Source organism: Aeromicrobium sp., from assembly GCF_047606445.1.
GTDB lineage: Bacteria > Actinomycetota > Actinomycetes > Propionibacteriales > Nocardioidaceae > Aeromicrobium.
On record NZ_JASGEK010000019.1, the window covers coordinates 63447 to 87155 of the forward strand.

Consider the following 23709-nt stretch of genomic DNA (forward strand, 5'->3'; position numbering starts at 1 on the left):
GCGTCACAGAGATGTTCAGAAGTCACCTGTCAGGCGTTCGACTGACTGGCTGGTGACACTCGCGATCAGTTCGAAGTCCTTGTCCAGGTGGAGCACTGTGAATCCTGCCAGTTCAGCCGTGGCGGCGATGAGGAGATCGGGGATCTTCGCGGCACGATGATGACCGCGCTCGGCTAGGAGCCCCTGTACTTCGACGGCGCGGTCCTCGGTGGATGGTCGCAGAGCTTCCACGGGAAGGGAAGAGATCGGAGGCGCTGTGATGGTTCGCCGCCAGTGATCGGCTGACTGCGCGGAGTAGCCGAGTTCGAGGAGCGTGAGCGATGTGACGCTGACCAGTCCGCGGTTCATGCGCTCGATCCATGCGTCGGCGTCCGGGGAGCGGAGCAAGCGGACGTAGGCTGACTTGTCGATCAGCCATCGTTGGTTCATCGCCACGCCTGCTCCATGATCTCGTCGTCGAGGGCGTCGTCGAGCAAGGCAGTGGAGCGCTCGAGGTTCTCGCGTGTCACCGACGGAACGGCGGCCCGTTGGGCGAGTCCTTTGAGTTCTTGTCGCAGCAACTCGCTTCGGGATACGCCGAGGCGTCGCGCTAGGTCATCGAGTCGGTGGACGTCGTCGTCATCGACGTTGCGGATGAGTAGGTCGGTCATGAAGCACCTCCGATATCTCACGATATCCTGTGGCGGCGTGTAGCGGAAGCCCTATCCGCGCCTGTGATGAGAACGTACTATTGTGCGATTTAGCGTACTAAAGTACGCTCTGGATCATGGACTTCTCGGCTCCCTATCGGGTCATCTCGCCCACATTGGAGGGGCCGATTCTGCGTGCGCTGGCGGGAGTGAACGGCTCGCTGACGAGGTCGCAGATCGTTGCTTTAGTCGAGGACGCCAGTGAGGCGGGTGTCCGGAAGGCGATCGGCCGGTTGGTGACGCAGGGGATCGTGATCGAGGAGCGTATCGGCAGCCGCTACACCTACCACGTCAACCGTGACCATCTGCTCTGGCCGAGTGTCGAGGGCCTGTTCGCGGCGCGCGAGCTGTTACGCGAGCGGGTCGCGGAGTTGGTGCGGGGCTGGGAGATTCAGCCCGTCTCGGTCGACCTCTTCGGCTCCGTCGCACAGGGCGTCTCGGACGAGGAGTCGGACGTCGACGTGATGGTGGTGAGTCCTGAGCTGGGAGAAGACCGGCAGGAGGTCTGGGATCGGCAGATGGACGACCTGCACGACCGGATCACCTTATGGACGGGCAACGCGTGTGACGTCGTGGTGATGGACCCGGAGGAACTGGCTCATGCTCGTGCGAAGGACGCGCCGATCCTCCGGTTGACGGCGGCCGACACGCAGACAGCCCAAGCCCACTGACGACGTTTCGGTCAGTCATGGCGGCGTTGGTTGGAAACTGTCAGTGCTGGTTGTAACATTTTCTATACGGGCTGACAGTCGCTTTGGGACACCGAGGTGCGAGTCCGACCACGGCCCACCCGTCAGGGTGGGCCGTTTCAACTGCTTGTCAGGCTGGCCACTGCTGCCCGAAGATCGTGGTGGGTTTCGCACCTCTGAGGTGCGGAGGGCACCCCGCGCCCGGAGCCTCGAAGGGGACAGACGCGAGGTCCCGTCACGTCTGTCCCCTTCGAGTCGGAGGTCACGGTGATCGGCGACCGATGAGTTCCTTGAGCCGTGCTGTCGCTTCGGGATCCAAGGCCAGTTGGTAAAGAAGATTCTCGCGTTGGACCTGCAGTGTTTGTAGATCCTCTGCTGCGGGTCCCATGACTGGGGCTTTTGCGATGATTGCCCGTTCGACGAGACTGGTCAGCGGTTCGCCGATGGCTTTCCGGAAATTGAAGCCAAGGATCTGTAAGACATTGACTGTTTCCGCTGATATAAGTGAAGAGACCGTTTCGATGAGATCAGTCTGGTCTTCGCCATTAATTGAAGCAAATTTTTTAATTAGGGGAACCACTGTTTTTGTGATGTACTCGATATCTTCCGGTGAGATGCGCTGCGCGACAAGTTCTTCCTGGTAGGTTTGCGCGATGCGTGCAATTTCGGCCTTGTCTGCGATGAGATCATTAACCAACTCCTCGAGCCCGTTGATGGTTTCTCTATCTTTTCCGCGCTGTTTTAGTGCTGCGACTTTGTCGGAAACTGATGATGCGGTGTTCCTAACGAGGGCCTCGGTCAGGTTCATTGCCATTTGTTGCATTTCAGGGTCCATCAGATTTCTCCTTTAAAGGCTTGCGATTGGATCGAGGTGAAAAGTCTATCACCCGCTAGATTGGCCTGTCGAAGAATTTCGCTGTGTTGGCTGACCTGTTGGGCTTGTTTTACGAATTTTCGCTGCAACGTGATGGAAGCGACAGGGATCGGCATCTTTAAGAGCTTGGCCTTCGAGACATTTTTCATCGATCCGCCGGTGCCGCTGGCGAGGCGGCTGATGCGGCGGCGGATGGTTGGGGTCGAGAGGAGCGCGTGATAGAAAACCGGATCGGCTTCGGTCTTCCAGTTGAAGCGCCAGACTTTGTCCGGCAATGCCAGGTTGGGTGGCGTTGAGGTCGCAAGGGCGACGGCGCCGACGAGTTCGGTGGTGTTGGCGCGACTCATGAGCAGGTCGCCCACTTGAACGAGATGTTCTGGCGGTGGCTCGTAGTCTGCGGGAAGAGGCTTGGATTCTTCCGGCTTGAACTGTCCTGAGGTGACGGCGCTGATCTTCAGCACGCGGAAGGGCGAGTCCAACGTGGGATCGCCGGCTACCAGGTTCCGACCGCCCGAAAGAGTCGCGATTTCGCCCAGCTCAATCGTCGAGCTAGCAGCGTCAGGATCACCGAACATGTGGTGGAAGAGGGCTTGGGGGAGGGTGTCGAGGTGGGTGAGTTGTTGGTGGCGTTTGGTGCGGAGGGTGTCGGCGTGGTCGAGGATGGCGGCGATGCGTTGTTGTTCGGCCAGGGGCGGGAGGGGAATGGTGAAACTTCCGAGCGCTGTGGGGCTGAGTCGAGGAAGGTTCGCGCCTGATGCGCGTGACGCGGCGTATCGAATGATTGCTGGTTGCCGGAGGTAGTGAGTGAGGTAATTGCGGTCGAGCGAACGTCCGGGCTTGATGGGCAAAATGTCGGTGCTGCAGACGCCGTCGAAAGCAGGGCGAGCGACTTTGCCGAGGTTGGGACGGAGCTTTCCGAAAAGGACGTGGTCGGGAGCAAAGATGAACTTGTTGCTGGTGAGGCCTGCCTTAGCCACCGTGTCGTGGCTGAGGATCCGTCCTCCTCGTTCGATGTGCTCTAAGCCGAGGTACCTGGTATCCGGCGGCAGGTCGGCGGGATTGACCGAGCGGCGTTCGACCTCGGCGACCTCGCTGAGTGTTACTTGTGGCCAGGTCACGTGAGCATTTCTTTCAGCTCGGCGAGCCCGGCGCTGATCTCGGTTTCCAGTTGTTCGATGTCTCCGATGATGTCCAAGGGGTCGCGGTGGTCGACTTCGTCGTGGACGATCTCTTTGTAGCGGTTGATGGAGAGGTCGTAGTCGTGGGCGACGATGTCGGCGAGGGGGACGAGGAAGGACTGGTCGGTCCTCGTCCGTTCCTTTTCGGCGGCCAGGTCGCGCCAGCGCGCCAGCAGGTCCGGGAGGTCGTCGGCGTCGGTGGGCTGGCGCTTGTCGTCGAGGCTGAACCCGTCGGCGGTCACGTCGTAGAACCAGACGTCGTCGGTGCCGCCGGAGTCGGTCTTGGTGAACAACAGGATCGCCGTCGACACGCCGGCGTACGGCTTGAACACGCCGGACGGCAGCTTCACCACCGCGTCGAGCTTCTGCTCCTCGACCAGCATCTTCCGAAGCGTCTTGTGGGCCTTCGTCGAGCCGAACAGCACGCCGTCGGGGACGATGACGGCCGCACGGCCGCCCGGCTTGAGCAACTTCAAGGACAGCGCGAGGAAGAGCAGCTCGGTCTTCCTCGTCTTCGCGACGTCCTGCAGGTCCTTCGACGTCGACTCGTAGTCGAGCGACCCCGCGAACGGCGGATTGGCGAGGATGAGCGTGTACCTCGCCGCATCCCCGCTCGCTCCCTCGGAAAGCGAGTCGCGGTAGCGGATGTCGGGCGACTCCACGCCGTGCATGAGCATGTTCATCGACCCGATGCGGAGCATGGTGGAGTCGAAGTCGTAGCCGTGGAACATCGAGCGGTGGAAGTGCTCGCGCCGCCGTGCGTCGAGCAGCGCGTCGGGGTGCTGGGCGCGGACATGCTCGCTGGCCGCGACGAGGAAGCCCGCCGTGCCGCAGGCCGGATCGCAGATCACGTCGCCGGGCTTCGGGTCGGTCATCGCGACCATGAGCTCGATGATGTGCCGGGGCGTGCGGAACTGCCCGTTCACGCCCGCCGAGGCGATCTTCGACAACAGGTACTCGTACAGGTCGCCGTTCACGTCGCGCTGGTCGAGCGGCAGCCGGTCGAGCATGTCGACGACCTTGCCCAACAGCGCCGGGGTGGGGATCGTGAACCGGGCGTCGCGCATGTGCTCGGCGTAGGCGGACTCCTCGCCGCCCGCGCGGGCGCCCAGCGATTGCAGGAACGGGAACACCTGACCGGCGACGGTGTCGAACATGACCTGCGGTGGATCGTGTTTGAGCTTGTTCCAGCGGAGGTGGTCCTGGTGGTCGCCGAACACGCCCTCGACCGGCCCGCCGGCGACGCGGGCTTTGCGTTCCGACAGCGTTTGCAGGTCGTCCAGACGGCGCAAGAACAGCAGGTAGGTGATCTGCTCGACCACTTCCAGCGGATTGCTGATGCCGCCGGACCAGAACGCGTCCCAGACTCGGTCGATCCTGCTCTTGAGCTCGCCGGTGATCACGAGGGGAACTCTAACGTCCGGGTCGGACAGTTCAGATTTTTCTGCATGAACGTGCGCAAACCCTTGACTCGAACATATGTTCGTCTAGGCTTGGAGTATGAGCACAGCAACCACCATCGACGCGATGCGCACCGCCGCGCACGCGCTTCGTGGTGGTGAGACGCGGGAGGCGTTGCGTGCTGTGCAGGCGGCTCAAGACGCGTTGGATGTGGCGAAGGCTCATCTGCTCGGGAAGCTCGAAGAAACTCGGGACTACGAGTTGGACGGGGCGTCGTCGGTCACGAACTGGGCTCGTCGGGAGTTGCGGTTGGAGCCCGCCCAGACCCGGACGGCGGTCCGGTGCGCCAAGACGATGCGCGATCTGCCGGAGGTCGCGGAAGCCGCCGTCGCTGGCTCAGTCCGGATGGAGCATCTGAATCTGTTCGCTTACGGGCTCAAGCACATCGGTCACGAGGTGATCCGTGAGTCGACCAACTGGCTACTCAGGGTCGCGAAGACCTGTGAGCCCTCGAAACTCCGGGCCGTGATGAAGGAACTGCGTCACGCGGTCTATCCGGATTCTCTCGATGAGGCGTGGATTCGTGGCATGGATCGGGAGGATTTGAAGATCAGTCCCGTTCCTGACGGATGGCACATCAACGGTTTCCTCAACCAGGCGACGGGCGCGAAGTTGAAGACCGTGCTCGACTCCTTGAGCAAGCCGTCCTCCATCGAGGACGTGCGGACCCCGCCACAGCGACGGGTCCAGGCGCTCGACGAACTCCTCACCAACGTCCTCAACAACGGGCTCCCGTCCGACAAGGGCATCCGACCCCACCTCTTGGTGAACGTCGACGTCGAGACACTCCACAACGCCCTCACGAACCAGCCGGACAACAGTGGCAAACCCGCCGAACTCGTCGGCTTCGGACCCATCGGCAACCAACTACTCAACTACCTCGGCTGCACAGGCGACATCACCCCCATCCTCACCAGCGGTAAAGACCTCCCCCAAGCCAAAATCTTGAACGTCGGCCGCGACCACCGCCTCGCGACCCCACGACAACGCAAAGCCATCGTCGCCCGACAACACGGCAGATGCGCCGCCCCCGGCTGCACCAACACTCACCTTGAGATCCACCACACCACCTGGTGGTCACACGGCGGACGTACCGACCTCGACGAACTCGCGGGTTACTGCTCCCGATGTCATCACTTGATCCATCGAGGCCTGCTCGACGCGGCGCCCGCACACCAACAAGACACGCTCCTGGCCGCATAGGCCTGCCCGCCGTCAGCCGACAGCGCGCAACGTGTCACCCAGGTGTTGTTCGAGTCGGGGTAGGAGTCGGCTGCGGATCGTCGCGGCCTCCAGGCTCCCAGCGACCTCGTCGAACGCTGCCTCGAAGGCCTCAAGCAGTCGCTCGGCCAGGTGGCGAACACGGTCAACGCGCTCGGTGGGATCGAGATGGAGCTGTCGGGCGTGGCGTTCCCATTCGGCGCGACCGACGGAGCCGAGACGCCGCTGCCCGCCGATCGACATCGCCACTGTCCGCTCGGCGGCCTCGGCGCCATAGGGGAGGCCGGAGGCGACGTCGTAGAGCGGGGTGAGGCGTCGTTGGCCCGCTGCGTAGAGCAGGGCGTAGTTCTTCGCGTGGCCGTCGTTCGACCCGGAGAGGTAGTTGAAGATCAGCGCGTCGGACAGGCGCCGGACGTCGGCGGGACGCAGAAGCGTCGCGATGTCAGCCGCCGAAGGACCGCCGTCCTGCTCGTACTTGCTCGATGGCATGACGCCGAGCGCTTGACACAGGTCGACCTGATGCCATCGGCGGACGCCGTCAGCGGTGACGACTCGGTCGAACCGTTCGACGACGATCCCGCCGACGCCTCCCGGCTCGACGTACTCGGTGCGGGCGACGGCGAGGCCGCAGCGCGCGGCGGCGCGCATCGTGACGTGCTCGACCAACGCCTGCCCGCGCATGCGACGGATGCCCGGTTTCACGATGTGGGTCGTCGCCGCCGAGCCGGTGGCGGTGAGCCATTGCCCGTCGAGTCGGGCGACGGCGAACTTATCCTGGTAGCCGTCCAGGCTCCAGTGCTCGCCCGGTAGCGTCCACTCCGGTTCTCCGTCGGCGAGTTCGGTGAGTCGGTCGTCGAAGGCGGTCTCGCTCATGGGCGCGTACGTCTCTGGGCGTTCGAGCTCGTCGGAGCGTTCGGGTGCGATGAACTGCACGGCTCCCGGGCAATCCAGCCCCATGTGGGTCAGCAGGTCGAAGTCCGATGTGGTGGTGCCGAGGTCGTGCGCCCATCGTTCGCGGACTTCGGGGCGTTCGGGCAGGAGTCCGGCGACGAACGACGTGATCGCGCGACTGGAGGCGGCGTGGCCTGTGGGCAGGCGCGGCGAGAGTTCCAGGCCGTCGTCGGCGGCCTGGGGTGTGTACTCGAAGGAGAGTCGCCCGCGCGGGCCTCGCGTCAGTGTTCCCGTGTGACGTCCGAGCAGATAGACCGCCAGCTCGTCAGTCATCGATCTCACCGAACAGTCGCCGGAGGTGGTCGGCGTCGGTGGAGTCGGTCGGCGTTTCGTCGCGGACCTCGACGCGTTGTCCGAGGGTGTCGAGGACGGCGAGGACTTTGACCAGCTCGGCGCGCGGGTGTCCGTCCTCCAGCCGGATCAGCCAGGCGCGGGAGACTCCGGAGCGTCGGGCCAACTCCGCCTGGGAGAGGCCACGGTCGTGTCGAGCGGTGCGCACACTGTTGCCGAGGTCGGCGACCGTGGAGATGGCGAACATGATGTCACGGTACGGTGACATTCATGCTATGTCAACGAACCATGACATAGCGACCGTGGTCACCCGCCGACGAACACGCAGAACGGATGGCCGGCGGGGTCGGCGTAGACGGACAGCGGTTCCTCGTCGGCTTCGACGATGACCCGGCCGCCGAGCGCCAGGACGCGCTCGTGCTGGGCGAGCAGTTCCTCCTCTGTCTGGACGAGCAGGTCGAGGTGCATCTGCTGAGGCACCTCGTCGGACGGCCAGGTCGATGGCGTCAACTCGGCCACCTGCTGGAAGGCGATACGCAGGGCGCCGCCGTGTCCGATGAGCACGAGCCAGTCGTCGCCGCGCGGGTCCGGCTCGCCCTCGGCCGGCGGCTCGTCGCCGAGCCGGTAGGAGTAGCCCAGCAGCTCACGGTAGAACTCGGCTAGGCCGCGCGCGTCCGTCGTGTCGAGCACCACGGAGTTGAGGATCGGGTAGGTGGTGGTCATGAGTCCATGGTGGCGTGAACCGCCTGACGGGGTCGTGAATTCCAGTACGTGGACGGCATGACCGTTCCTGTGAAGGGTCAACCGCTGAACCGAACATGTCCGATCCCGCCGATACTCTTCGGTCCATGAGACGCCGAGTGCCGACCAAACGGTGGTCACGATCTCGTCGTTCGGTCCGGGCGGGTGCGGCTGTTGTGATCGTCCTTGCGTTCATCAGTCCTCTCGACGGGCGTCTGAGCGATCATCTCGACGGTCCGTGTGACCCGGTGGATCGTGACGTGGTCGTGGTGGTGGACTCACTCGAGGTGAGCGGCATGGCCGGATTCACGCAACGGCACGAGTCCATCAGCATCTCTCTCATCAACGGGCTGCCTCCGCAGGCTCGTATGGCCGTGGTGTCGGCGGATGGCGAAGGATGGCGAGTCGAGGGTCTCACCAAGAAACGTGAGAAGTTGGTCGACGCGGTGGTCGATGGAGAATACGAAGGCCCGGCGGATGTTCTTGAGGGAGTTCGGGCCGCCGTCGACGAACTCGCGGAAGGAGCGAGCGAACAGCGAGACCAGGTGGTGATCGCGTTCACCGACGAGATCGACGCCGACGATGCGAGGTTGGACGTCATCACCGATGACTCGCCCGCCGACATCGTGATCGTCGCCGGAGGTGTTTCAGCGGACCAGGAGATTCTCGACCATTTCGTCAAGGATTTTGGCGGCGGTTACTCGGTGGTGCGATCAACGGCGCCGCTCGTCGTAGATGAAGCGGCGAGAGGGGAGTGGCCCGACGCTGACGGCGACGGGCTCGCAGACTGCCTGGAGGAACGTGGCGCATGGGATAACGAGGGCGGCTTTCATGTGACCGACCCTGCGCGCGCGGACACTGATGGCGATGGCTTGACAGATGGTCAAGAGGTGACCAACGACCTCGACTCGTTCGGATCGTCGGGCGCCGCTGATCTGCTCGCGCAGGAACTGGGGCTTGTCGGTCTGCGTTATGTCGTGTCAGATCCGACGAAGAGCGACACCGACGGTGACGGATTGGCTGACGCGCATGAGTTCGAGGCGGGGACCGGCCCGTGGGAGCCGGACTCTGACGACGATGGTCTGACCGACGGTGACGAGTGGGACATGTACCTCACCGATCCATTAGATAGCGATAGCGATGGCGACAGCCATGACGACCAGTGGGAGGTCGATCACTTCGATACCGGATTCGATCCGAACGTTGACGACACGACGATGACCCCTATGGGATACGTGAAGGCGTTCGTGGCGGGTGCGAGTTGTCCCGACGGCGCGGATTGGTGTCAGGGTGATTCGGCCGCCTTTCTCGCGGGTTCCATCAGCGGCGGTTTCTTCGTGTACAAAGATGTCGCCGATCTTCTGGGGAATTTGATGGAACTCGATGTCGTCGGGGCCGGCTTGGCGATAGGAGGACTTCTTCCCGTCGCGGGCGACGCCGCGTCAGTGGTGGCAAAGACGGTCCGTTTCCTGAACCGTGTGCCTCGTGGACGACAATTGGACGGGCTGGCGTATGTCATGAAGTCTGGCACCGTGCCGAAGTCCGCGCGCAAGGAGATTCTCGCCCGATTTTATGGCGAGGCGTGGCGCTCTTTGAAGGATGAGGGGCTGCACGCGGGAGTGGCTCTTGCGATGGCGAGTCAGCGTGTCGATCTACGTGATGTCGCCAACGCTGTTCAGAAGGCGCGCAAGGTGGTGAAGGCCTCAGAACACTTCATCGATGAGTCGCAGGCGGTCGAGCATTTCGTCGGACTCGGCGGAGAATGGCAGACCGATGTCGTTGTCGTCGGTCCGGGTGACGCGCCGTCGAGCACGGCGAGTATCCGGGTGATCGACGTCTACGATCCGGTTTCCCAGGAAGCCGGCGAGGTCAGGACAGGGCATGTCCGGGCGACGAAGTCGCTACGCCGTCAACTGGCGAACGACGTCGCGCTACGTGATGACCCGGCGACCGAGGTCGATGAGATCGTGTGGCATTTCTACCCCGATGAGGAAGGCCAGGTGGGACCTGACGAGGAGGTCGTCGAGCTGCTGGCTCAGAACTCGATTCCCTACACGATGAATCTTCCGGAGGAGTGAGTCGGCGGTCGGGGAGGAAAGAGCGCAGGACCGTCGTGTGGTCGCGTTTTTGGTCGGCGGCGGGTGGCACGATGGCGGGCATGACCGTCTGGAAGGACTCGCTATGAGAATCGACACGCTGCTCGACGTGCACCTCGTCGCGCACGAGTCCGAGGACGAGGTCGCCGTCCTCGTCGACCTGGAGGCGCCCGCGGCCGCCGAGGACGCCGAGCGTCTGCCCGCCTCGCTGCAGGTCGTCCTCGACCGGTCCGGTTCGATGGCGGGCGCTCCTCTGGAAGGGGCGAAGAAGGCGCTCGCGGCCTTGGCGCGTCGCCTGGAACCGACGGACAATTTCGGTCTCGTCGTCTTCGACCACTCCGCCGCGGTCGTGGTCCCGGCGGGTCCGTTGACCGACAAGACGGAGGTCGTGCGACTGATCGAGGGGGTCCGGCCCGGAGGCACGACGGATCTGTCGGCCGGCTACCTGCGCGGGCTGCGTGAGATCCGTCGGGTCGCAGGCGAGGCGGGAGGCACGGTGTTGGTGATCTCCGACGGCCACGTCAACGTCGGCGTGCGCGCCGCCGACGAGTTCGCGGGGGTCGCGGCGAAGGCGTACGGTGAGCGGATCGTGACCTCGACGCTGGGCTACGGCCAAGGCTACGACGAGAGCCTCCTCTCGGCGATCTCTCGCTCCGGTTCGGGCAACCACGTGTTCGCCGACGACCCCGACGCGGCGGGCTCCGCCATCGCCGGCGAGGCGACCGGACTGCTCGACAAAGTGGTGCAGGCCATCTCGCTGACGATCACGGTCGAGCCGTCGGTGGAGTTCGCGCGGCTCTACAACGATCTGCCGACGACGCGGACTGACGACGGACGGATCATGGTCGAGTTGGGCGACCTGTACGCCCGGGAGGGGCGCAAAGTGCTCCTGAAGTTCGCGGTGCCCGCGATGAAGACCCTCGGCCTGTCCCGGATCGCGACCTTCGAGCTCGCCTACGTCGAGTTGCCGGCTCTGGTCGAGCAGGTCGCGTCGCTGCCGATCATGGTCAACGTCGTCCCCGGCGCCGAGGCGGCCGGCCGTGTGCCGCATCCGACGGTCCATTCCGAGGTGCTCTTCCAGGAGGCCCAGGACGTCAAACGTCAGGCGTCGGAGGCGTACGAGCGTGGCGAGTTCGAGTGCGGGCAGCGTCTGATCGGCGAGACGCGGACGCGGTTGGCCGCCTCGCTGGTGGCGGCGCCGGACGCGCTCAAGCCCGAGATCAGCGCCGAGCTGGCCGAGGTCGAGCGGCTGGAGGAGCACGGCCGGGCGGCGGGTCGTCGCGGCGCCTCGCGTATGTCGAAGATGAGCCGCGAGTCCTACCACCGGGGCAGCCGCCAGCGGGGCCGGTCCAGCTGAGGCGTGTGCCGGAATCGGGAGTCAGCGAGGCCACGACGACGAAACCCGGCTCCGACGCCCGTCGACTCGCTCGACCGCGTATTTCCCTCGGGCACGGGTGGCCAACGACTGGCAGTAGTCATCCTCCGAACAGGGAATCTCAGGTGCTGTGGCACTGGACACAGCGCGATGGCTGAGGGCGCGGGTCGGACCTGCCAGGATGGGGGAATGAAGACGGTGCGGGAGACCTCCGAGATCGGGGCGATCCCGACGATCCCCAATCTCATCACGGTGATCCGCACGGTCGTGGCGGTCGGACTGGCGGCCTACGCGCTCACCATCGACGACCCGCTGCGATGGGTGGTCGCGGCCTATCTCGTCTACTACCTCGGCGACAGCCTCGACGGCCTGACCGCCCGCGTGCTCGACCAGGAGACCCGCGCCGGAGCCATCCACGACATCGTCAGCGACCGTCTCTGCACCGCCCTGTGCGCGGCCAACCTCATGGTGCTGCAGCCCGACCTCTGGCCGGCGATCGTCGTCTTCCTGCTGAACTTCATGGTGCTCGACTGCCTGCTGTCGATGTCGTTCCTGCTGTGGCCGATCGTCAGCCCGAACCACTTCTTCGCCGTCGACCGCCAGGTCTTCGTCATGAACTGGTCGCACCCGGCCAAGGCGCTCAACAACATCGGCATCATCGTCGCGGTCGTCATCGGCTCGCTGCCCGTCGCGCTGGTCATCGTGCTCGCGCAGATCTCGGTGAAGATCTGGAGCGCGCGCCGGGTGGTGGCGTTGGTGAGGGAAAGCGAAGCCGCTGCGTGACCGAGCTGGGAGTGCTGCTGGCGGCCTTCGGCTTCGGCATCGCGTCGGCCACGATCCCCGTCTTCAACGCCGAGGCCTATGTGGTCGCCAACGTCGTCGCCTTCGGTCCGGCGATGGCCGTCGGCATGGTCACGGCGCTGTCGGTCGGCACCACCATCGGCAAGGTGATCGTCTTCCACGGCGGTCGCAGCGGCAAGGAGTTCGTCGGGCGGCGCCGGGAGCAGAAGCCGGCGACCGGGCCGGTGCGGCGCTGGCTGCGTCGGGTCAACGACATGCTGATGTCCTGGCTGGAACACCGGTTCCTGGGCGCGGTGACCGTGCTGGCGGCCTCATTCGTCGGCGTCCCGCCGTTGTTGCTGGTGGCGTTCGTGGCCGGTATGTCGCGACAGAACGTCTGGCTGTTCGCGGCGGCGGTGTTCGTCGGACGCGTGGCCCGCTTCGGGCTGATCGCCGGGGGAGTGGTCGCCGTCAGCGAGGGCGGGTAGCCTAGGGCGGTGCTGATTCAACGAGAGTGACGTGGCCTCCGCTCTGACGCCTTCCCACTTCTCACTGAAAGCACTCGATGATCACCGTCTCCCAGGTGGAGCTGCGCTTCGGCGCGCGCGTCCTGATGTCCGACGTCTCCTTCCGGGTCGCCCCCGGCGACAAGATCGGCCTGGTCGGCCGCAACGGCGCCGGCAAGACCACCCTGACTCGGATGCTGGCCGGGGCGGGCGGCGAGCCGTCGGCCGGGTCGATCTCCCGCACCGGCAAGATCGGCTATCTGCCGCAGGATCCGCGCAACGGCGACCTCTCGGTCACCGCCCGCGACCGCATCCTGTCGGCGCGCGGCCTCGACGACGCGATCCGCCGGCTGCGCAAGGCGGAGGGCGACATGGGCTCGTCCGACAGCGCGGTCGCGGAGAAGGCGATGGCCTCCTACGACCGCGCCGACGCGGAGTTCCAATCGGCCGGAGGCTACGCCGCCGAGGCCGAGGCCGCGACCATCGCGCACGCCGTCGGGCTGCCCGACCGGGTGCTGGCGCAGAAGTTGGAGACGCTGTCGGGCGGTCAGCGCCGCCGCATCGAGCTGGCCCGCATCCTGTTCAGCGACGCCGAGATCATGCTGCTCGACGAGCCGACCAACCACCTCGACGCCGACTCGATCACCTGGCTGCGCGGCTTCCTGCAGAACTACTCCGGCGGCCTCATCGTCATCAGCCACGACGTCGACCTGATCGAGGAGACCGTCAACAAGGTCTTCTACCTCGACGCCAACCGAGCCACCATCGACGTCTACAACATGGGCTGGAAGCACTACCTGCGCCAGCGTGAGACCGACGAGGCGCGGCGCAAGCGCGAGCGGGAGATCACCACGAAGACCGCCGAGCGGCTGACGATGCAGGCCAACAAGATGCGCGCGAAGGCGTCGAAGGCGTCGGCCGCCCAGCAGATGCTGCGCCGCGCCGAGCAGATGATGGCCGGCCTGGAGGGCGAGCGCCAGGTCGAGCAGGTCGCCAAGATCGACTTCCCCAAGCCCGCGCCGTGCGGCAAGACCCCGCTCATGGCCGAGGAGTTGTCGAAGTCGTACGGGTCGCTGGAGATCTTCACCGACGTCAGCCTCGCCATCGACCGGGGGAGCCGGGTCGTCGTGCTCGGCCTCAACGGCGCGGGCAAGACGACCTTGCTGCGCATGCTCGCCGGCGAGATCGAGTCCGACACCGGTGAGATCCAGCCGGGCCACGGTCTCAAGATCGGCTATTTCGCCCAGGAGCACGAGACGCTCGACCCTGCGAAGACCGTGTTGCAGAACATGCAGGCCAGCGCCCCGGAGTTGACCGACACGCAGGCGCGCAGCGTGCTCGGCGCGTTCCTGTTCACCGGCGACGACGCCGACAAGCCCGCCGCGGTGCTCTCCGGCGGCGAGAAGACCCGGCTCGCGCTCGCCGGGCTCATCGTCTCCAGCGCGAACGTGCTGCTGCTTGACGAGCCCACCAACAACCTCGACCCCGCCTCTCGCGAGGAGGTGCTGTCGGCGATCCGCCGCTACACCGGCGCCATCGTGCTCGTCACCCACGACGAGGGAGCCGTCCAGGCCTTGGAGCCCGACCGGGTGCTGCTGCTGCCCGACGGCGACGAGGACCTCTGGAACGACGACTACGCGGACTTGATCGCGCTGGCCTGAGCGGCGTTCTTGCGGCGTTCGATCCGCTCGGCGCGGGCGAACCAGAAGTAGCCGACGACAGCGAGCGACGCGAAGAACCACCACTGGAGCCCGTAGAAGAAGTGCGGGCCTTGGCTGAGGTCGGGGACCGGCTCGGCCTGCAGGCCGTCGGTCGTCGGCGTCTGCTCCTGCAGGTTCACATAGCCCGAGCGCAGATCGTAGGGGAGGTCGTCGGCGATGCCGACCGACGAGACGGCCCGGATCTGGCCGTCGTGGACCCGCACCGCGTCGCCGGCGGCGCCGCTGTCGACGCGCAGCCAGCCGGACACCTCGACCTCGCCCTCCGGCGGCTCGGGGATCGCCTCGGGGCGCTCGTTCGTGCGCTCGGTGTCGATGAAGCCCCGGTCCACCAGCAGCGCGGTTCCGTCGGACAGGACGAGCGGGGTGACCACGTCGACGCCGGGACGCCCGTCGCGGCTCATGTACTTCACGGTGACCTCGTGGTCGACGTCGTAGCGGCCGGTGGCGGACACGACGGTCCACTCCTGGCCGGCGTCCACGGTGTCGCCGGGGGCCACCACCTCGTCGAGCGGCACGGGCTCGCTGCCGAGGTGGGCCTCGATCAGCGTGTTGCGCTCCAAGCGGTCGTCGACCTTGCCGAACTGCCACAGGCCCAATCTCACGCAGACGCCCGCGAGCAGCACGACGAAGATCGCGAAGCCGATCCAGCGGGCCGAGGCGAGGAAGCGCCACTCACTCATCGGCGGACCCGAGCGGCTCGGTCTCCCGCCAGAAGCCGCGCGCCGAGAGGAACGACTGCAGGTGGTCGCGGTGGTCGGGGCAGGCCAGCCAGATCTTGCGACGGTCGGGGGTGTGGATCTTGGGGTTGTTCCAGCGGACCTCGACGGCGGCCGGGGCGGCGCAGCCCTTGGCCGAGCAGGTCAGTTCCGGCGCCGCGCCGTCGGCGCTCACAGCTCGTTCGGGGCGTCGGAGCGCGACCCGATGGCGTGGTGCTCCATCGGCACGAAGTCCGATCCGCTGGCGCCGCGCATACGCACGCCCGCGTTGGCGAGGACCACCGAGACGTAGGGCAGCACGATCGCGCCGACGATGAGCACCCAGCGCAGCGGCCCCTCGACGAGGCACGCGCCGATGAAGCACGCGGTGCGGATCGACATGGAGACGATGTAGCGACGCTCCCGCGCGCCCATCGCGTCGCTGGGGGCCTCCGGCGCGGTGGTGATGACCGCGACCTCATCATCTCGCTGCTTCACCCCCTCAGCCTACGCCCTGGCCCCCCGGCAGCAGGCATGATGGGACCATGAGCAACCGCACCTACCGCATCACCGAGATCGTCGGCACCTCCCCGGACGGCGTCACCGAGGCCATCGAGAACGGCATCTACCGCGCCGGACAGACGCTGCGCCACCTGGACTGGTTCGAGGTCCAGGGCATCCGCGGTCAGATCGCCGACACGGACGTCTCGCACTACCAAGTGACGATGAAGATCGGCTTCCGCCTCGAAGACGACGAGTGAGCGCTCGCGGCTGACAGTCGTAAGGCGGTCGCTCCCGGCGGCAAGATCAGCGGCCGTCGGCCGCGTCGGCGGCCTCGACCTCCTCACGGGTGATGCCCATGAGGTAGACGATGGTGTCGAGGTAGGGGACGTTCACGGAGGTGCGGGCCTGGTCGCGGACGGTCGGCTTGGCGTTGAAGGCGATGCCGAGGCCGGCCGCCGCCAGCATGTCGAGGTCGTTGGCGCCGTCGCCGATGGCCACGGTGTTCTTGACCGGGATGCCCGCGTCGGCGGCGAACTCGCGCAGCGCCCGCGCTTTGCCGGCCCGGTCCACGACCTCGCCGAGCACCTTGCCCGTGAGCGCCCCGTCGACGACCTCCAGGTCGTTGGCGCGGTAGTAGTCGATGCCCAGTTCGGCGGCGATCTTCTCGATGATCGGGGTGAAACCGCCGCTGACCAGCGCGAACCGGTAGCCGAGACGCTTCAGCGTCCGGATCATCGTGCGCGCGCCGGGGGCGTAGGACAGCGAGTCGTACACCTCGTCGAGCGCCGACGCCGGAACGCCTGCCAGCCTCGCCACCCGCTCGTGCAGCGACTGGGCGAAGTCGAGCTCGCCGCGCATCGCCCGCTCGGTGACCTCCGCGACCTCCGCCTCGCAACCCGCGTGCGCGGCCAGCATCTCGATGACCTCGCCCTGGACCAGCGTCGAGTCGACGTCCATCACGACGAGCCGCTGCGCGTGCCGCAAGATGCCGTTCTCCTGCACCGCGACGTCGACGCCCTGCTCATAGGCGACCCGCGCGAGCGACGCCTGCAGGACGTCGGGGTCGGCGCCGCTGACCTCCATGCGGATCGCCGTCACCGGATAGCGCGCCATGCGCACGATGCGGTCGATGTTGCCGTGGTCGGCGCGGATCTGCGCGGTCAGCGCCGCCAGCGCGTGCGGCCGCATCGGCGCGCCGAGGATGACGACCTGCGCCCGGCCGACCCGGCGCGGCCGGTTGTCGCCGACGCCGCGCTCCAAGGTCACCGTCAGGTTCAGCGACGCCCCGAGCTCGCGGACTTTCTCCTCGAGCGGCGTGTCCTCGCCTGGGTCGGTCACGAGGACGCTCAGCACCAGCTGTCCGCGCACGACCAGCTGCTCGACGTCGATGACCTCCAGGTCGAAGCCGTCCAGCACGCCGAACAGCCGCGTCGACACGCCCTTCTGGTCGGGACCGACCAGCGTCACGAGGACCGTCGGGTCGGTGAGGTGGGGGACGGGCGTGTGGCTGGTCATCGCCACGAGATTAGCGCGATAGGTTGGTCCCCGGAGATGGCGCACACCAGGGAGGGACTATGACGCCCGCGATCGAGTTGTCGCAGGTCACCGTGACGCGTTCCGGCGCGGTCCTGCTCGACGGCGTCGACTGGGAGGTCGTCGAGGGACAGCGCTGGGTGGTGCTCGGCCCCAACGGCGCGGGCAAGACCACGCTCATGCAGATCGCCAGCGCGAACTCCTTCCCGAGCTCCGGACGGGCCGCGGTGCTCGGCCACGAGCTCGGCACGGTCGACGTCTTCGAGCTGCGCACCCGCATCGGCCACACCAGCCTCACCGTCGCCGACCAGATCCCGGCCACCGAGGTCGTCCGCGACGCCGTGCTCTCGGCGGCCCACGGCGTCACCGGACGCTGGCGTGAGGAGTACGACGACGTCGACACCACGCAAGCCGACCAGATCATCGGCGAGATGGGCATCGCCCGACTGGCTCACCGCACCTTCGGCACGCTGTCCGAGGGGGAGCGCAAGCGGGTGCTCGTCGCCCGGGCGCTGATGACCGACCCGGAGATGATCGTGCTCGACGAGCCCGCCGCCGGCCTCGACCTCGGCGCGCGGGAGGATCTTGTCGCCAGCCTGCAGAACCTCGCCTCCGACGCCGCCGCGCCGGTGCTGGTGCTGGTCACCCACCACGTCGAGGAGATCCCGCCCGGCTTCACCCACGTGCTGTTGCTGCGCGAGGGACGCGTCGTGGCCTCCGGGCCCATCGCCGAGACGCTGACGTCGGAGAACCTGTCGCAGACCTTCGGCACCGCCTTGGAGCTGTCCAGCGACGACGGCCGCCACACCGCGCGCCGCGTGCGTTACGGTCGTCGTGCGGCCCGACGGAAAGAGTGAGCATGCTCGACTGGATCAAAGACAATCTCTGGCTGACATGGGTCGGCATCGCCAGCCTGCTCGCGGTCGCCGAGCTGATGAGCCTCGACCTCGTGCTGCTGATGTTCGCCGTCGCGGCGCTCGCCGCCGCGGGCACGGCCACCTTCGCGCCCGACTGGGTCACCCTCATCGTCTTCGGCGTGGTGTCGCTGCTGCTGCTCGCGTTCATCCGTCCGCGTTTCACCCGCAAACTGCACGCCGGTCCGACCCTCACCGTCGGCCACCACAATCTGGTCGGACGCACCGCTATCGTCGACGAGCCGGTCAGCGAGTTCTCCGGCCGGGTCACCATCGACGGCGAGCTGTGGACCGCCCGCGCGGCGTCGGGGGAACATTTCGACGCCGGAACTCATCTGCAGGTCGTCAGCATCGACGGGGCCACGGCGTACGTGGCCGGAAAGGAGTCATCGTGATCGCCTCGGTCGCCTTGATCTTCGCGTTCTTCTTCATCGCGCTCGCCATCGTCATCGTGGCGATGTCGTTCAAGATCGTCCCGCAGCAACGCGCGGGCATCGTCGAACGGCTCGGCAAGTACCGCACCACCCTCGACTCGGGCCCGCACCTCATCGTGCCCTTCCTCGACCGGCTCAAGTACGTCATCGACCAGCGCGAGCAGGTCGTGTCGTTCCCGCCCCAGGACGTCATCACCGAGGACAACCTGACGGTCTCGATCGACACCGTCATCTACTTCACGGTCAACAACCCGGTGTCGGCGACCTACGAGATCGTCAACTACATCGAGGCGATCCACCAGCTCACCATGACCACGCTGCGCAACATCATCGGCGGCATGACGCTGGAGCACGCGCTCACCGGCCGCGACCAGATCAACCGCACCCTCGGCGCCGAGCTGGACGCCGCGACGAGCCGCTGGGGCATCAAGGTCAGCCGGGTCGAGCTCAAGAGCATCGACCCGCCGGCCACCATCATCGACGCGATGGAGAAGCAGATGCGCGCCGAGCGCGACCGTCGCGCCGCGATCCTCACCGCCGAGGGCGAGCGTCAGTCGGCCATCCTCACCGCCGAGGGCCAGAAGCAGTCGCAGATCCTGACCGCCGAGGGCGAGAAGCAGGCTGCCATCTTGTCGGCCGAGGGCGAGAAGCAGGCGGCGATCCTCAAGGCCCAGGGCGAGGGGCGCGCCATCGAGACCGTCTTCCAGGCGATCCACAACGGCAACCCCGACCAGAAGCTGCTGTCGTACCAGTACCTGCAGACGCTGCCGAAGATCGCCGGCGGCGAGAACGCCTCGACCTGGATCATCCCGGCCGAGCTGACCAAGGCGCTCGGCACGCTGGGAGGCGCCATCGGGACGATCCCCGTCGACGGCGGCGGCTCGAAGAAGCCGGTCGACCTCGACGAGGAGGTCGTCGTCCCGTCGACCATCGACACCTCCGAGGCCGTCGAGGAGGCCCTGGAGGCGGCCAAACTGGCCGAGAACCCGGGCACGCCCGTGGCGGGCGGAGAGGCCCCGCCGCCCCCGCGGCAGGCCTGATGCGGGACTTCGACGCCGACGAACGCGCTGCGGTCTACCGGGTCATCGCCGAGCGTCGCGACATGCGGCACTTCGACGGAGGCTCGGTCGACCCCGCCGTGCTCCGGAGGCTGCTCGAGGCCGCGAACGCGGCGCCGAGCGTCGGTCTCATGGCGCCGTGGCGATTCGTCCGCGTCGTGCGACCCGAGACCCGTGAGGCGATCGCCCGGCTGGTCGACATCGAGCGCGAGCACACCGCCGAGGCGCTCGGCGGGAGGGCTGCGGAGTTCCTGCGGCTCAAGGTCGAAGGCGTGCGCGACTGTGCTGAGCTGCTGGTCGTGTCCGTCACGGGAGATCGTGATCGTCATGTCTTCGGGCGTCGCACCATGCCGCACATGGACCTGGCCTCGGTCGCGTGCGCGATCCAGAATCTGTGGCTCGCGGCGCGCGCCGAGAACCTCGGCATGGGCTGGGTGTCGCTGTTCGAGCCGACGGAACTGGCCGCCCTCCTCGAGCTTCCCGAGGGCGACGAGCCGGTGGCGGTGCTGTGCCTGGGTCCCGTCGAGCGCTTCTACGACCGGCCGATGCTCGTCGAGCAACGCTGGGCCGAACCCCGGCCGCTCGAGGAACTCCTCACGGAGCGCTGAGCGACCGGGCGGTCCGGAGGGTCAGTGCTGGTAGGTGCCGGTGACGATGGCACGGCCGAGGGTCTTGAATGCGAGGTTGAAGCCGACCACCGCCGGGCTGGCGTCGCCGTCGACGCCGAGCGTGGGCTCGCTGACCGCGTGCACGACGAAGAAGTAGCGGTGGACCTGGTCGCCCTCGGGCGGGGCGGCGCCGCCGAAGTCGCGCGTGCCGAAGTCGTTGCGGACGTGGAAGGCGCCGCCGGGCAGCGTGTCGTCGCTCGCTCCGGCGCCGGTGGCGAGGCTGGCGACGTCGGCGGGGATGTCGACGGCCACCCAGTGCCAGAAACCGGAGGGGATCGGGGCGTCGGGGTCGAAGCAGGTCACGACATAGGACCGCGTTCCCTCCGGCGCGCCCGACCACGACAGCTGGGGCGAGGTGTTGCCGTGCGCGTACACCTGATCGTCCTTGACCGGGGCGCCGTCGGTCACGTCCTCGCTGGTCACGGTGAAGCTCGCGGCGGCGGGCAGCAGCGGATAGGGGTCCGGGGTCACGGGGCGTTCGAGGCTCATGCCGCCTAACCTAGCGCCGTGGCGACCATGTGTGAAGTGTCCGCGGACGACGAGCGGCTGCGCGACTACGTGAGCCTGCGCGACGTCAGCCTGCGCAAGCTGTTGGAGACCGATCGCGGCATCTACCTCGCCGAGGGGGAGAAGGTGGTGCGCCGGGCGGTCGAGGCCGGGCACGCCCCGCGCTCGTTCCTGATGTCGCCGCGCTGGCTCGACAGCCTGGGCGACGTGCTCGCCGCGACCGAAGCCCCCTGCTACGTGCTGGACGACGACGCCGTCGAGCGGATCACCGGCTTCCACGTGCACCGGGGCGCGCTCGCGGCGATGCACCGGCCGGAGCTGCCGTCGTCCGCCGAGGTGCTCGACGGCGCGCGGCGGGTCGTGGTCTTGGAGGACCTGGCCGACCACACGAACGTCGGGGCGATCTTCCGCACGGTCGCGGCGCTCGGCTGGGACGGCGTGCTGCTGTCGCCGCGCTGCGCCGACCCTCTGTACCGGCGGGCGATCAAGGTGGCGATGGGCGCGGTGTTCCAGTTGCCCTACGCCCGCCTGGAGGACTGGTACGGCGCGCCGGAGCTGTTGCGCGAGGCGGGCTTCCAGACGGTCGCAATGACGTTGGGACACGGCGCTGTCCCGCTCGACCAGGTGCCGACCGACCGGCCGCTCGCGCTGGTGCTCGGCTCGGAAGGACACGGTTTGTCGCCGCGCTGGGAGCACGAGAGCCTGGTCCGCGCGACGATCCCGATGAACCCGGCCATCGACTCGCTCAACGTCGCCGCCTCGGTCGCCATCGCCTGCTGGGAGCTGCGGCCGACGTCTGGTTAGGATCGTCGCATGTCCTTTTGGCAGATCTTTCTGGCCCTCCTCGGCGTGCTGGCCCTGGTGGTCGTGCTGTTGTGGGTGTTCCGGCCTGAGCTGGACCGGGGTCCGACGCCGCCGCCGACCCCTCCGGTTCTGCTGTCGCTCGACGACGCGACCCGTGCCGAGATCGACCGGCTCGTCGCCGCCGGCAGGTCGGTCCATGCGATCAAGCTGCTGCTCGACCGGACCGGCCTGAGTCTGAAAGAGGCCAAGGACGCCGTCGAGAGCGGGAGCTACCGGACCGGGGCGAGCGGCGAGCCGCCACGTCCCCCGTCCGTCGCGGACCGGGATCTCGCCATCGGCGCCCGCGCCGTCTGTGAGGCCTCCGGTCCGATCGCGGCCGTCACGTACGTCCGCGAGCACACCGGCTGGGGCCTGGCCGAGGCGAAGGCCTACGTCGACCGCCTGGGGTGAGCGGGGCTCGTGGTTGGAGGTCGAATGCGTTGATGATCGCCTCAGAGAGTCTGTGTTCGTGGTCCGGGTGGGGGAATCCGAGTTGTCGGCCAAGGTCGGGCACGAGAATGGTGTTGATGTTGTCGAGGGTGATGATCGGGTCGTGATCGGGTCCGTTGCGGATGCCGACGGGAAGTTCGGTCGGCGGTCCGCGGACGGTCGGCGTGATGGGCGCGACCGTCGTATTGGTCAGATGAGGTCAGATCGTCTCTCGCGTCGGAAGGGGCACTGGATCGTGTTTGGCGCGGGGCGCGCGAGGTGGGTCGGTCGCATGTGTTCAGTCCGGGTCGGGTGGCGTGCGTCCGGCGTGTCGAGCCGGTCCGGTGAACTCGTCGTCGGTTGGTGAGCGTTTGAGGTTCTCCGTATCGGCCGACGTCTCGTCTGGTGGCGCTTCTCGCGTTCTAACGCGCGTCGTACGACGACGGCGCGATTCGCAGCGCGTCCGGCGGCGGCCTTCGGCGTCGATGTGGTTGGCGATGTCGTCAGGGAGTCGAACGGCGATCTGAGCGCTCATGGGCCGATGGCAGCGCGCCGGCATGCGGATTGGCGCCAATTGCCGCCGTTGGCAACGGAGACACCACCTTCGACGTGAAGCGGTGACACACCGATTGTTTCCTGAAGACACAAAGGCTCCCACCGTTCGGGTGGGAGCCGTGTCCGTGTCCGAGGGGGGACTTGAACGCTAACCCAGAGGTCAGGTCTGGTCGGGCGACGTGAGACCCGCACGCCGACCTTGGGCTCGCACCGCTGTCACCCCAGGGAATCCATGGTACGCCGCCCGCCTGTCACCCGGCGGCCCTGGCGCGCGGCGGGACGGCGGGGGTGCTGAGAGGTCGACGTCCACCTGGTCCTCGCGGCGCGGCGCGGCTGACGGGAAGGCGCGCTGACGCCAGACGTCGACGGGTCGGGACCGAGCCGCACAGGAATGGCCAAGCACGCGCTCGCGGGCCCGGTCGACACAGACCAACGTGAACAGGAGCACCACCATGGCCAGGGACAACAACGTGACGATCGTCGGCAACTTGGGCCGTGATCTCGAGCTCAAGACCACCAAGAAGGGCACGAGCTCGCTCTTCTTCAGCGTGGCGGTCGCCCAGCCGATCTACGGCGACGGCTCCGACGAGCCGGAGGAGCGCACGCACTGGCTCGCGGTGCAGGCCTTCGGGACCCTGGCGGAGAACGCCGCCGAGTCCGTCGGCAAGGGCTCGCGTGTGATCGTCTCGGGCCACCTGGAGAGCTACGAGAAGGAGGTCGTCGACGAGAACGACGACGAGGTCGTCCTCACGATGACCAAGATCGTCGCCGACTCCATCGCCCCCGACCTGCGTTGGGCGACCGCCGAGGTCGAGAAGAACGAGAAGAAGCCGAAGCGCGCCAAGCTCGACGACGAAGACGAGGACAAGCCCGCCCGCAAGTCCCGCTCGCGCCGCAGCCGCGACGACGAGGACGACGACGACTTCGACGAGAAGCCCGCCCGCCGCGGTTCGGGTCGTGGTCGCGGCCGGGCCGCGGACGAGGAGGACGAGGACA

Annotated in this window: 29 protein-coding genes; 15 read left to right on the forward strand and 14 right to left on the reverse strand. The window is 67.0% G+C overall.

What is annotated here, in order from left to right; all coding sequences use genetic code 11:
* Window positions 1-15: 15 nt before the first annotated feature.
* Window positions 16-429 carry a PIN domain nuclease gene (locus QM621_RS05360; protein ID WP_414989359.1) on the reverse strand — a complete coding sequence of 138 codons (414 nt, stop codon included), beginning with the start codon at window positions 427-429 and terminating at the stop codon, window positions 16-18.
* Window positions 426-650 (reverse strand): ribbon-helix-helix protein, CopG family, encoded by a 225-nt coding sequence (locus tag QM621_RS05365; protein ID WP_414989331.1) that lies wholly within the window; start codon window positions 648-650, stop codon window positions 426-428. Before QM621_RS05365 ends, QM621_RS05360 begins: the two co-directional genes overlap by 4 nt.
* 116 nt (window positions 651-766) lie before the next feature.
* Here QM621_RS05365 and QM621_RS05370 point away from each other — a divergent pair, with 116 nt between their 5' ends.
* A complete protein-coding gene (locus tag QM621_RS05370; RefSeq protein WP_414989332.1) occupies window positions 767-1360 on the forward strand; it encodes a nucleotidyltransferase domain-containing protein in 594 nt (197 codons plus the stop codon).
* A 280-nt stretch (window positions 1361-1640) separates the two neighbouring features.
* On the opposite strand, the gene QM621_RS05375 is transcribed toward QM621_RS05370, so the two are convergent.
* The 3 genes from QM621_RS05375 to QM621_RS05385 are packed head-to-tail and all read right to left on the reverse strand — an operon-like array spanning window position 1641 to window position 4833.
* Window positions 1641-2213, reverse strand: coding sequence for a hypothetical protein (locus QM621_RS05375; RefSeq protein WP_414989333.1), 573 nt, complete (start codon window positions 2211-2213; stop codon window positions 1641-1643).
* Window positions 2213-3370 (reverse strand): restriction endonuclease subunit S, encoded by a 1158-nt coding sequence (locus tag QM621_RS05380; RefSeq protein ID WP_414989334.1) that lies wholly within the window; start codon window positions 3368-3370, stop codon window positions 2213-2215. Before QM621_RS05380 ends, QM621_RS05375 begins: the two co-directional genes overlap by 1 nt.
* Window positions 3367-4833, reverse strand: a complete 1467-nt coding sequence (locus QM621_RS05385; protein ID WP_414989335.1) for an N-6 DNA methylase — start codon at window positions 4831-4833, stop codon at window positions 3367-3369. Before QM621_RS05385 ends, QM621_RS05380 begins: the two co-directional genes overlap by 4 nt.
* A 97-nt stretch (window positions 4834-4930) precedes the next feature.
* On the opposite strand from QM621_RS05385, the gene QM621_RS05390 reads away from it, so the two are divergent.
* Window positions 4931-6094, forward strand: a complete 1164-nt coding sequence (locus QM621_RS05390; protein WP_414989336.1) for a DUF222 domain-containing protein — start codon at window positions 4931-4933, stop codon at window positions 6092-6094.
* A 12-nt stretch (window positions 6095-6106) separates the two neighbouring features.
* On the opposite strand, the gene QM621_RS05395 is transcribed toward QM621_RS05390, so the two are convergent.
* The 3 genes from QM621_RS05395 to QM621_RS05405 are packed head-to-tail and all read right to left on the reverse strand — an operon-like array spanning window position 6107 to window position 8077.
* A complete protein-coding gene (locus QM621_RS05395; RefSeq protein ID WP_414989337.1) occupies window positions 6107-7336 on the reverse strand; it encodes a HipA domain-containing protein in 1230 nt (409 codons plus the stop codon).
* Window positions 7329-7601, reverse strand: a complete 273-nt coding sequence (locus QM621_RS05400; protein ID WP_414989338.1) for a helix-turn-helix domain-containing protein — start codon at window positions 7599-7601, stop codon at window positions 7329-7331. The genes QM621_RS05395 and QM621_RS05400 overlap by 8 nt, the downstream gene beginning before the upstream one ends.
* 59 nt (window positions 7602-7660) lie before the next feature.
* On the reverse strand, window positions 7661-8077 hold the full coding sequence (locus tag QM621_RS05405; RefSeq protein ID WP_414989339.1) for a VOC family protein: 417 nt from the start codon (window positions 8075-8077) through the stop codon (window positions 7661-7663).
* 125 nt (window positions 8078-8202) lie between these two features.
* Between QM621_RS05405 and QM621_RS05410 the strand changes: the two genes are divergently transcribed.
* From QM621_RS05410 to abc-f, 5 genes are all read left to right on the forward strand, one after another.
* Entirely contained in the window at window positions 8203-10173 is a 1971-nt protein-coding gene (locus QM621_RS05410; RefSeq protein WP_414989340.1) for a hypothetical protein, read from the forward strand.
* 103 nt (window positions 10174-10276) lie between these two features.
* A complete protein-coding gene (locus QM621_RS05415; RefSeq protein ID WP_414989341.1) occupies window positions 10277-11548 on the forward strand; it encodes a vWA domain-containing protein in 1272 nt (423 codons plus the stop codon).
* Window positions 11549-11755: 207 nt separating this feature from the next.
* Complete coding sequence (locus tag QM621_RS05420) at window positions 11756-12349, forward strand: CDP-alcohol phosphatidyltransferase family protein (protein ID WP_414989342.1); 594 nt, start codon at window positions 11756-11758, stop codon at window positions 12347-12349.
* A complete protein-coding gene (locus QM621_RS05425) occupies window positions 12346-12834 on the forward strand; it encodes a VTT domain-containing protein (RefSeq protein ID WP_414989343.1) in 489 nt (162 codons plus the stop codon). The genes QM621_RS05420 and QM621_RS05425 overlap by 4 nt, the downstream gene beginning before the upstream one ends.
* Before the next feature lie 77 nt (window positions 12835-12911).
* Window positions 12912-14513, forward strand: coding sequence for a ribosomal protection-like ABC-F family protein (gene abc-f / locus QM621_RS05430; RefSeq protein WP_414989344.1), 1602 nt, complete (start codon window positions 12912-12914; stop codon window positions 14511-14513).
* Here the strand turns inward: abc-f and QM621_RS05435 are convergent.
* From QM621_RS05435 to QM621_RS05445, 3 genes are read right to left on the reverse strand one after another with little or no spacing between them, the layout of a single operon-like run.
* Window positions 14486-15253: an SURF1 family protein gene (locus QM621_RS05435; protein WP_414989345.1), complete on the reverse strand. Its 768-nt coding sequence runs from the start codon at window positions 15251-15253 to the stop codon at window positions 14486-14488. The genes abc-f and QM621_RS05435 overlap by 28 nt on opposite strands.
* A complete protein-coding gene (locus tag QM621_RS05440; protein ID WP_414989346.1) occupies window positions 15246-15464 on the reverse strand; it encodes an acetone carboxylase in 219 nt (72 codons plus the stop codon). The genes QM621_RS05435 and QM621_RS05440 overlap by 8 nt, the downstream gene beginning before the upstream one ends.
* Window positions 15461-15766, reverse strand: a complete 306-nt coding sequence (locus QM621_RS05445; RefSeq protein ID WP_414989347.1) for a DUF3099 domain-containing protein — start codon at window positions 15764-15766, stop codon at window positions 15461-15463. Before QM621_RS05445 ends, QM621_RS05440 begins: the two co-directional genes overlap by 4 nt.
* A gap of 47 nt (window positions 15767-15813) precedes the next feature.
* On the opposite strand from QM621_RS05445, the gene QM621_RS05450 reads away from it, so the two are divergent.
* Window positions 15814-16029 carry a dodecin gene (locus tag QM621_RS05450; protein WP_414989348.1) on the forward strand — a complete coding sequence of 72 codons (216 nt, stop codon included), beginning with the start codon at window positions 15814-15816 and terminating at the stop codon, window positions 16027-16029.
* 46 nt (window positions 16030-16075) lie between these two features.
* Here QM621_RS05450 and serB read toward each other — a convergent pair whose 3' ends face one another.
* Window positions 16076-17287, reverse strand: coding sequence for a phosphoserine phosphatase SerB (serB, locus tag QM621_RS05455; RefSeq protein ID WP_414989349.1), 1212 nt, complete (start codon window positions 17285-17287; stop codon window positions 16076-16078).
* A gap of 59 nt (window positions 17288-17346) precedes the next feature.
* Between serB and QM621_RS05460 the strand changes: the two genes are divergently transcribed.
* From QM621_RS05460 to bluB, 4 genes are read left to right on the forward strand one after another with little or no spacing between them, the layout of a single operon-like run.
* Window positions 17347-18162 (forward strand): ABC transporter ATP-binding protein, encoded by an 816-nt coding sequence (locus tag QM621_RS05460; RefSeq protein ID WP_414989350.1) that lies wholly within the window; start codon window positions 17347-17349, stop codon window positions 18160-18162.
* Between the two features lie 2 nt (window positions 18163-18164).
* Window positions 18165-18614: an NfeD family protein gene (locus QM621_RS05465; RefSeq protein ID WP_414989351.1), complete on the forward strand. Its 450-nt coding sequence runs from the start codon at window positions 18165-18167 to the stop codon at window positions 18612-18614.
* Window positions 18611-19693, forward strand: a complete 1083-nt coding sequence (locus QM621_RS05470) for an SPFH domain-containing protein (protein ID WP_414989352.1) — start codon at window positions 18611-18613, stop codon at window positions 19691-19693. The genes QM621_RS05465 and QM621_RS05470 overlap by 4 nt, the downstream gene beginning before the upstream one ends.
* Entirely contained in the window at window positions 19693-20319 is a 627-nt protein-coding gene (bluB, locus tag QM621_RS05475; protein ID WP_414989353.1) for a 5,6-dimethylbenzimidazole synthase, read from the forward strand. The genes QM621_RS05470 and bluB overlap by 1 nt, the downstream gene beginning before the upstream one ends.
* A 21-nt stretch (window positions 20320-20340) precedes the next feature.
* Here the strand turns inward: bluB and QM621_RS05480 are convergent, their stop codons facing one another.
* Window positions 20341-20868, reverse strand: a complete 528-nt coding sequence (locus QM621_RS05480) for a YbhB/YbcL family Raf kinase inhibitor-like protein (protein WP_414989354.1) — start codon at window positions 20866-20868, stop codon at window positions 20341-20343.
* Window positions 20869-20886: 18 nt separating this feature from the next.
* Here QM621_RS05480 and QM621_RS05485 point away from each other — a divergent pair, with 18 nt between their 5' ends.
* Together QM621_RS05485 and QM621_RS05490 are read left to right on the forward strand one after the other, a co-directional pair.
* Complete coding sequence (locus QM621_RS05485) at window positions 20887-21690, forward strand: TrmH family RNA methyltransferase (protein ID WP_414989355.1); 804 nt, start codon at window positions 20887-20889, stop codon at window positions 21688-21690.
* A gap of 9 nt (window positions 21691-21699) precedes the next feature.
* The gene (locus tag QM621_RS05490) at window positions 21700-22140 is read left to right on the forward strand and encodes a hypothetical protein (protein ID WP_414989356.1); all 441 of its coding nucleotides are present in this window, start codon (window positions 21700-21702) and stop codon (window positions 22138-22140) included.
* A gap of 316 nt (window positions 22141-22456) precedes the next feature.
* Here the strand turns inward: QM621_RS05490 and QM621_RS05495 are convergent, their stop codons facing one another.
* Entirely contained in the window at window positions 22457-22693 is a 237-nt protein-coding gene (locus tag QM621_RS05495; RefSeq protein WP_414989357.1) for a hypothetical protein, read from the reverse strand.
* A gap of 472 nt (window positions 22694-23165) precedes the next feature.
* On the opposite strand from QM621_RS05495, the gene QM621_RS05500 reads away from it, so the two are divergent.
* Window positions 23166-23709, forward strand: a 544-nt coding sequence (locus QM621_RS05500) for a single-stranded DNA-binding protein (protein WP_414989358.1), incomplete at its 3' end; no start/stop codon positions are given.

What these genes read in the sequence shown, in the direction of transcription:
- QM621_RS05360 (WP_414989359.1), bottom strand. Translation starts at nt 429, where the DNA reads ATGAACCAACGATGGCTGATCGACAAGTCAGCCTACGTCCGCTTGCTC.
- QM621_RS05435 (WP_414989345.1), bottom strand. Translation starts at nt 15,253, where the DNA reads ATGAGTGAGTGGCGCTTCCTCGCCTCGGCCCGCTGGATCGGCTTCGCG.
- QM621_RS05450 (WP_414989348.1), top strand. Translation starts at nt 15,814, where the DNA reads ATGAGCAACCGCACCTACCGCATCACCGAGATCGTCGGCACCTCCCCG.
- QM621_RS05465 (WP_414989351.1), top strand. Translation starts at nt 18,165, where the DNA reads ATGCTCGACTGGATCAAAGACAATCTCTGGCTGACATGGGTCGGCATC.
- QM621_RS05415 (WP_414989341.1), top strand. Translation starts at nt 10,277, where the DNA reads ATGAGAATCGACACGCTGCTCGACGTGCACCTCGTCGCGCACGAGTCC.
- QM621_RS05395 (WP_414989337.1), bottom strand. Translation starts at nt 7,336, where the DNA reads ATGACTGACGAGCTGGCGGTCTATCTGCTCGGACGTCACACGGGAACA.
- bluB (WP_414989353.1), top strand. Translation starts at nt 19,693, where the DNA reads ATGCGGGACTTCGACGCCGACGAACGCGCTGCGGTCTACCGGGTCATC.
- QM621_RS05370 (WP_414989332.1), top strand. Translation starts at nt 767, where the DNA reads ATGGACTTCTCGGCTCCCTATCGGGTCATCTCGCCCACATTGGAGGGG.
- QM621_RS05405 (WP_414989339.1), bottom strand. Translation starts at nt 8,077, where the DNA reads ATGACCACCACCTACCCGATCCTCAACTCCGTGGTGCTCGACACGACG.
- QM621_RS05390 (WP_414989336.1), top strand. Translation starts at nt 4,931, where the DNA reads ATGAGCACAGCAACCACCATCGACGCGATGCGCACCGCCGCGCACGCG.
- QM621_RS05460 (WP_414989350.1), top strand. Translation starts at nt 17,347, where the DNA reads ATGACGCCCGCGATCGAGTTGTCGCAGGTCACCGTGACGCGTTCCGGC.
- QM621_RS05410 (WP_414989340.1), top strand. Translation starts at nt 8,203, where the DNA reads ATGAGACGCCGAGTGCCGACCAAACGGTGGTCACGATCTCGTCGTTCG.
- QM621_RS05375 (WP_414989333.1), bottom strand. Translation starts at nt 2,213, where the DNA reads ATGGACCCTGAAATGCAACAAATGGCAATGAACCTGACCGAGGCCCTC.
- abc-f (WP_414989344.1), top strand. Translation starts at nt 12,912, where the DNA reads ATGATCACCGTCTCCCAGGTGGAGCTGCGCTTCGGCGCGCGCGTCCTG.
- QM621_RS05495 (WP_414989357.1), bottom strand. Translation starts at nt 22,693, where the DNA reads ATGAGCGCTCAGATCGCCGTTCGACTCCCTGACGACATCGCCAACCAC.
- serB (WP_414989349.1), bottom strand. Translation starts at nt 17,287, where the DNA reads ATGACCAGCCACACGCCCGTCCCCCACCTCACCGACCCGACGGTCCTC.
- QM621_RS05480 (WP_414989354.1), bottom strand. Translation starts at nt 20,868, where the DNA reads ATGAGCCTCGAACGCCCCGTGACCCCGGACCCCTATCCGCTGCTGCCC.
- QM621_RS05365 (WP_414989331.1), bottom strand. Translation starts at nt 650, where the DNA reads ATGACCGACCTACTCATCCGCAACGTCGATGACGACGACGTCCACCGA.
- QM621_RS05490 (WP_414989356.1), top strand. Translation starts at nt 21,700, where the DNA reads ATGTCCTTTTGGCAGATCTTTCTGGCCCTCCTCGGCGTGCTGGCCCTG.
- QM621_RS05420 (WP_414989342.1), top strand. Translation starts at nt 11,756, where the DNA reads ATGAAGACGGTGCGGGAGACCTCCGAGATCGGGGCGATCCCGACGATC.
- QM621_RS05400 (WP_414989338.1), bottom strand. Translation starts at nt 7,601, where the DNA reads ATGTTCGCCATCTCCACGGTCGCCGACCTCGGCAACAGTGTGCGCACC.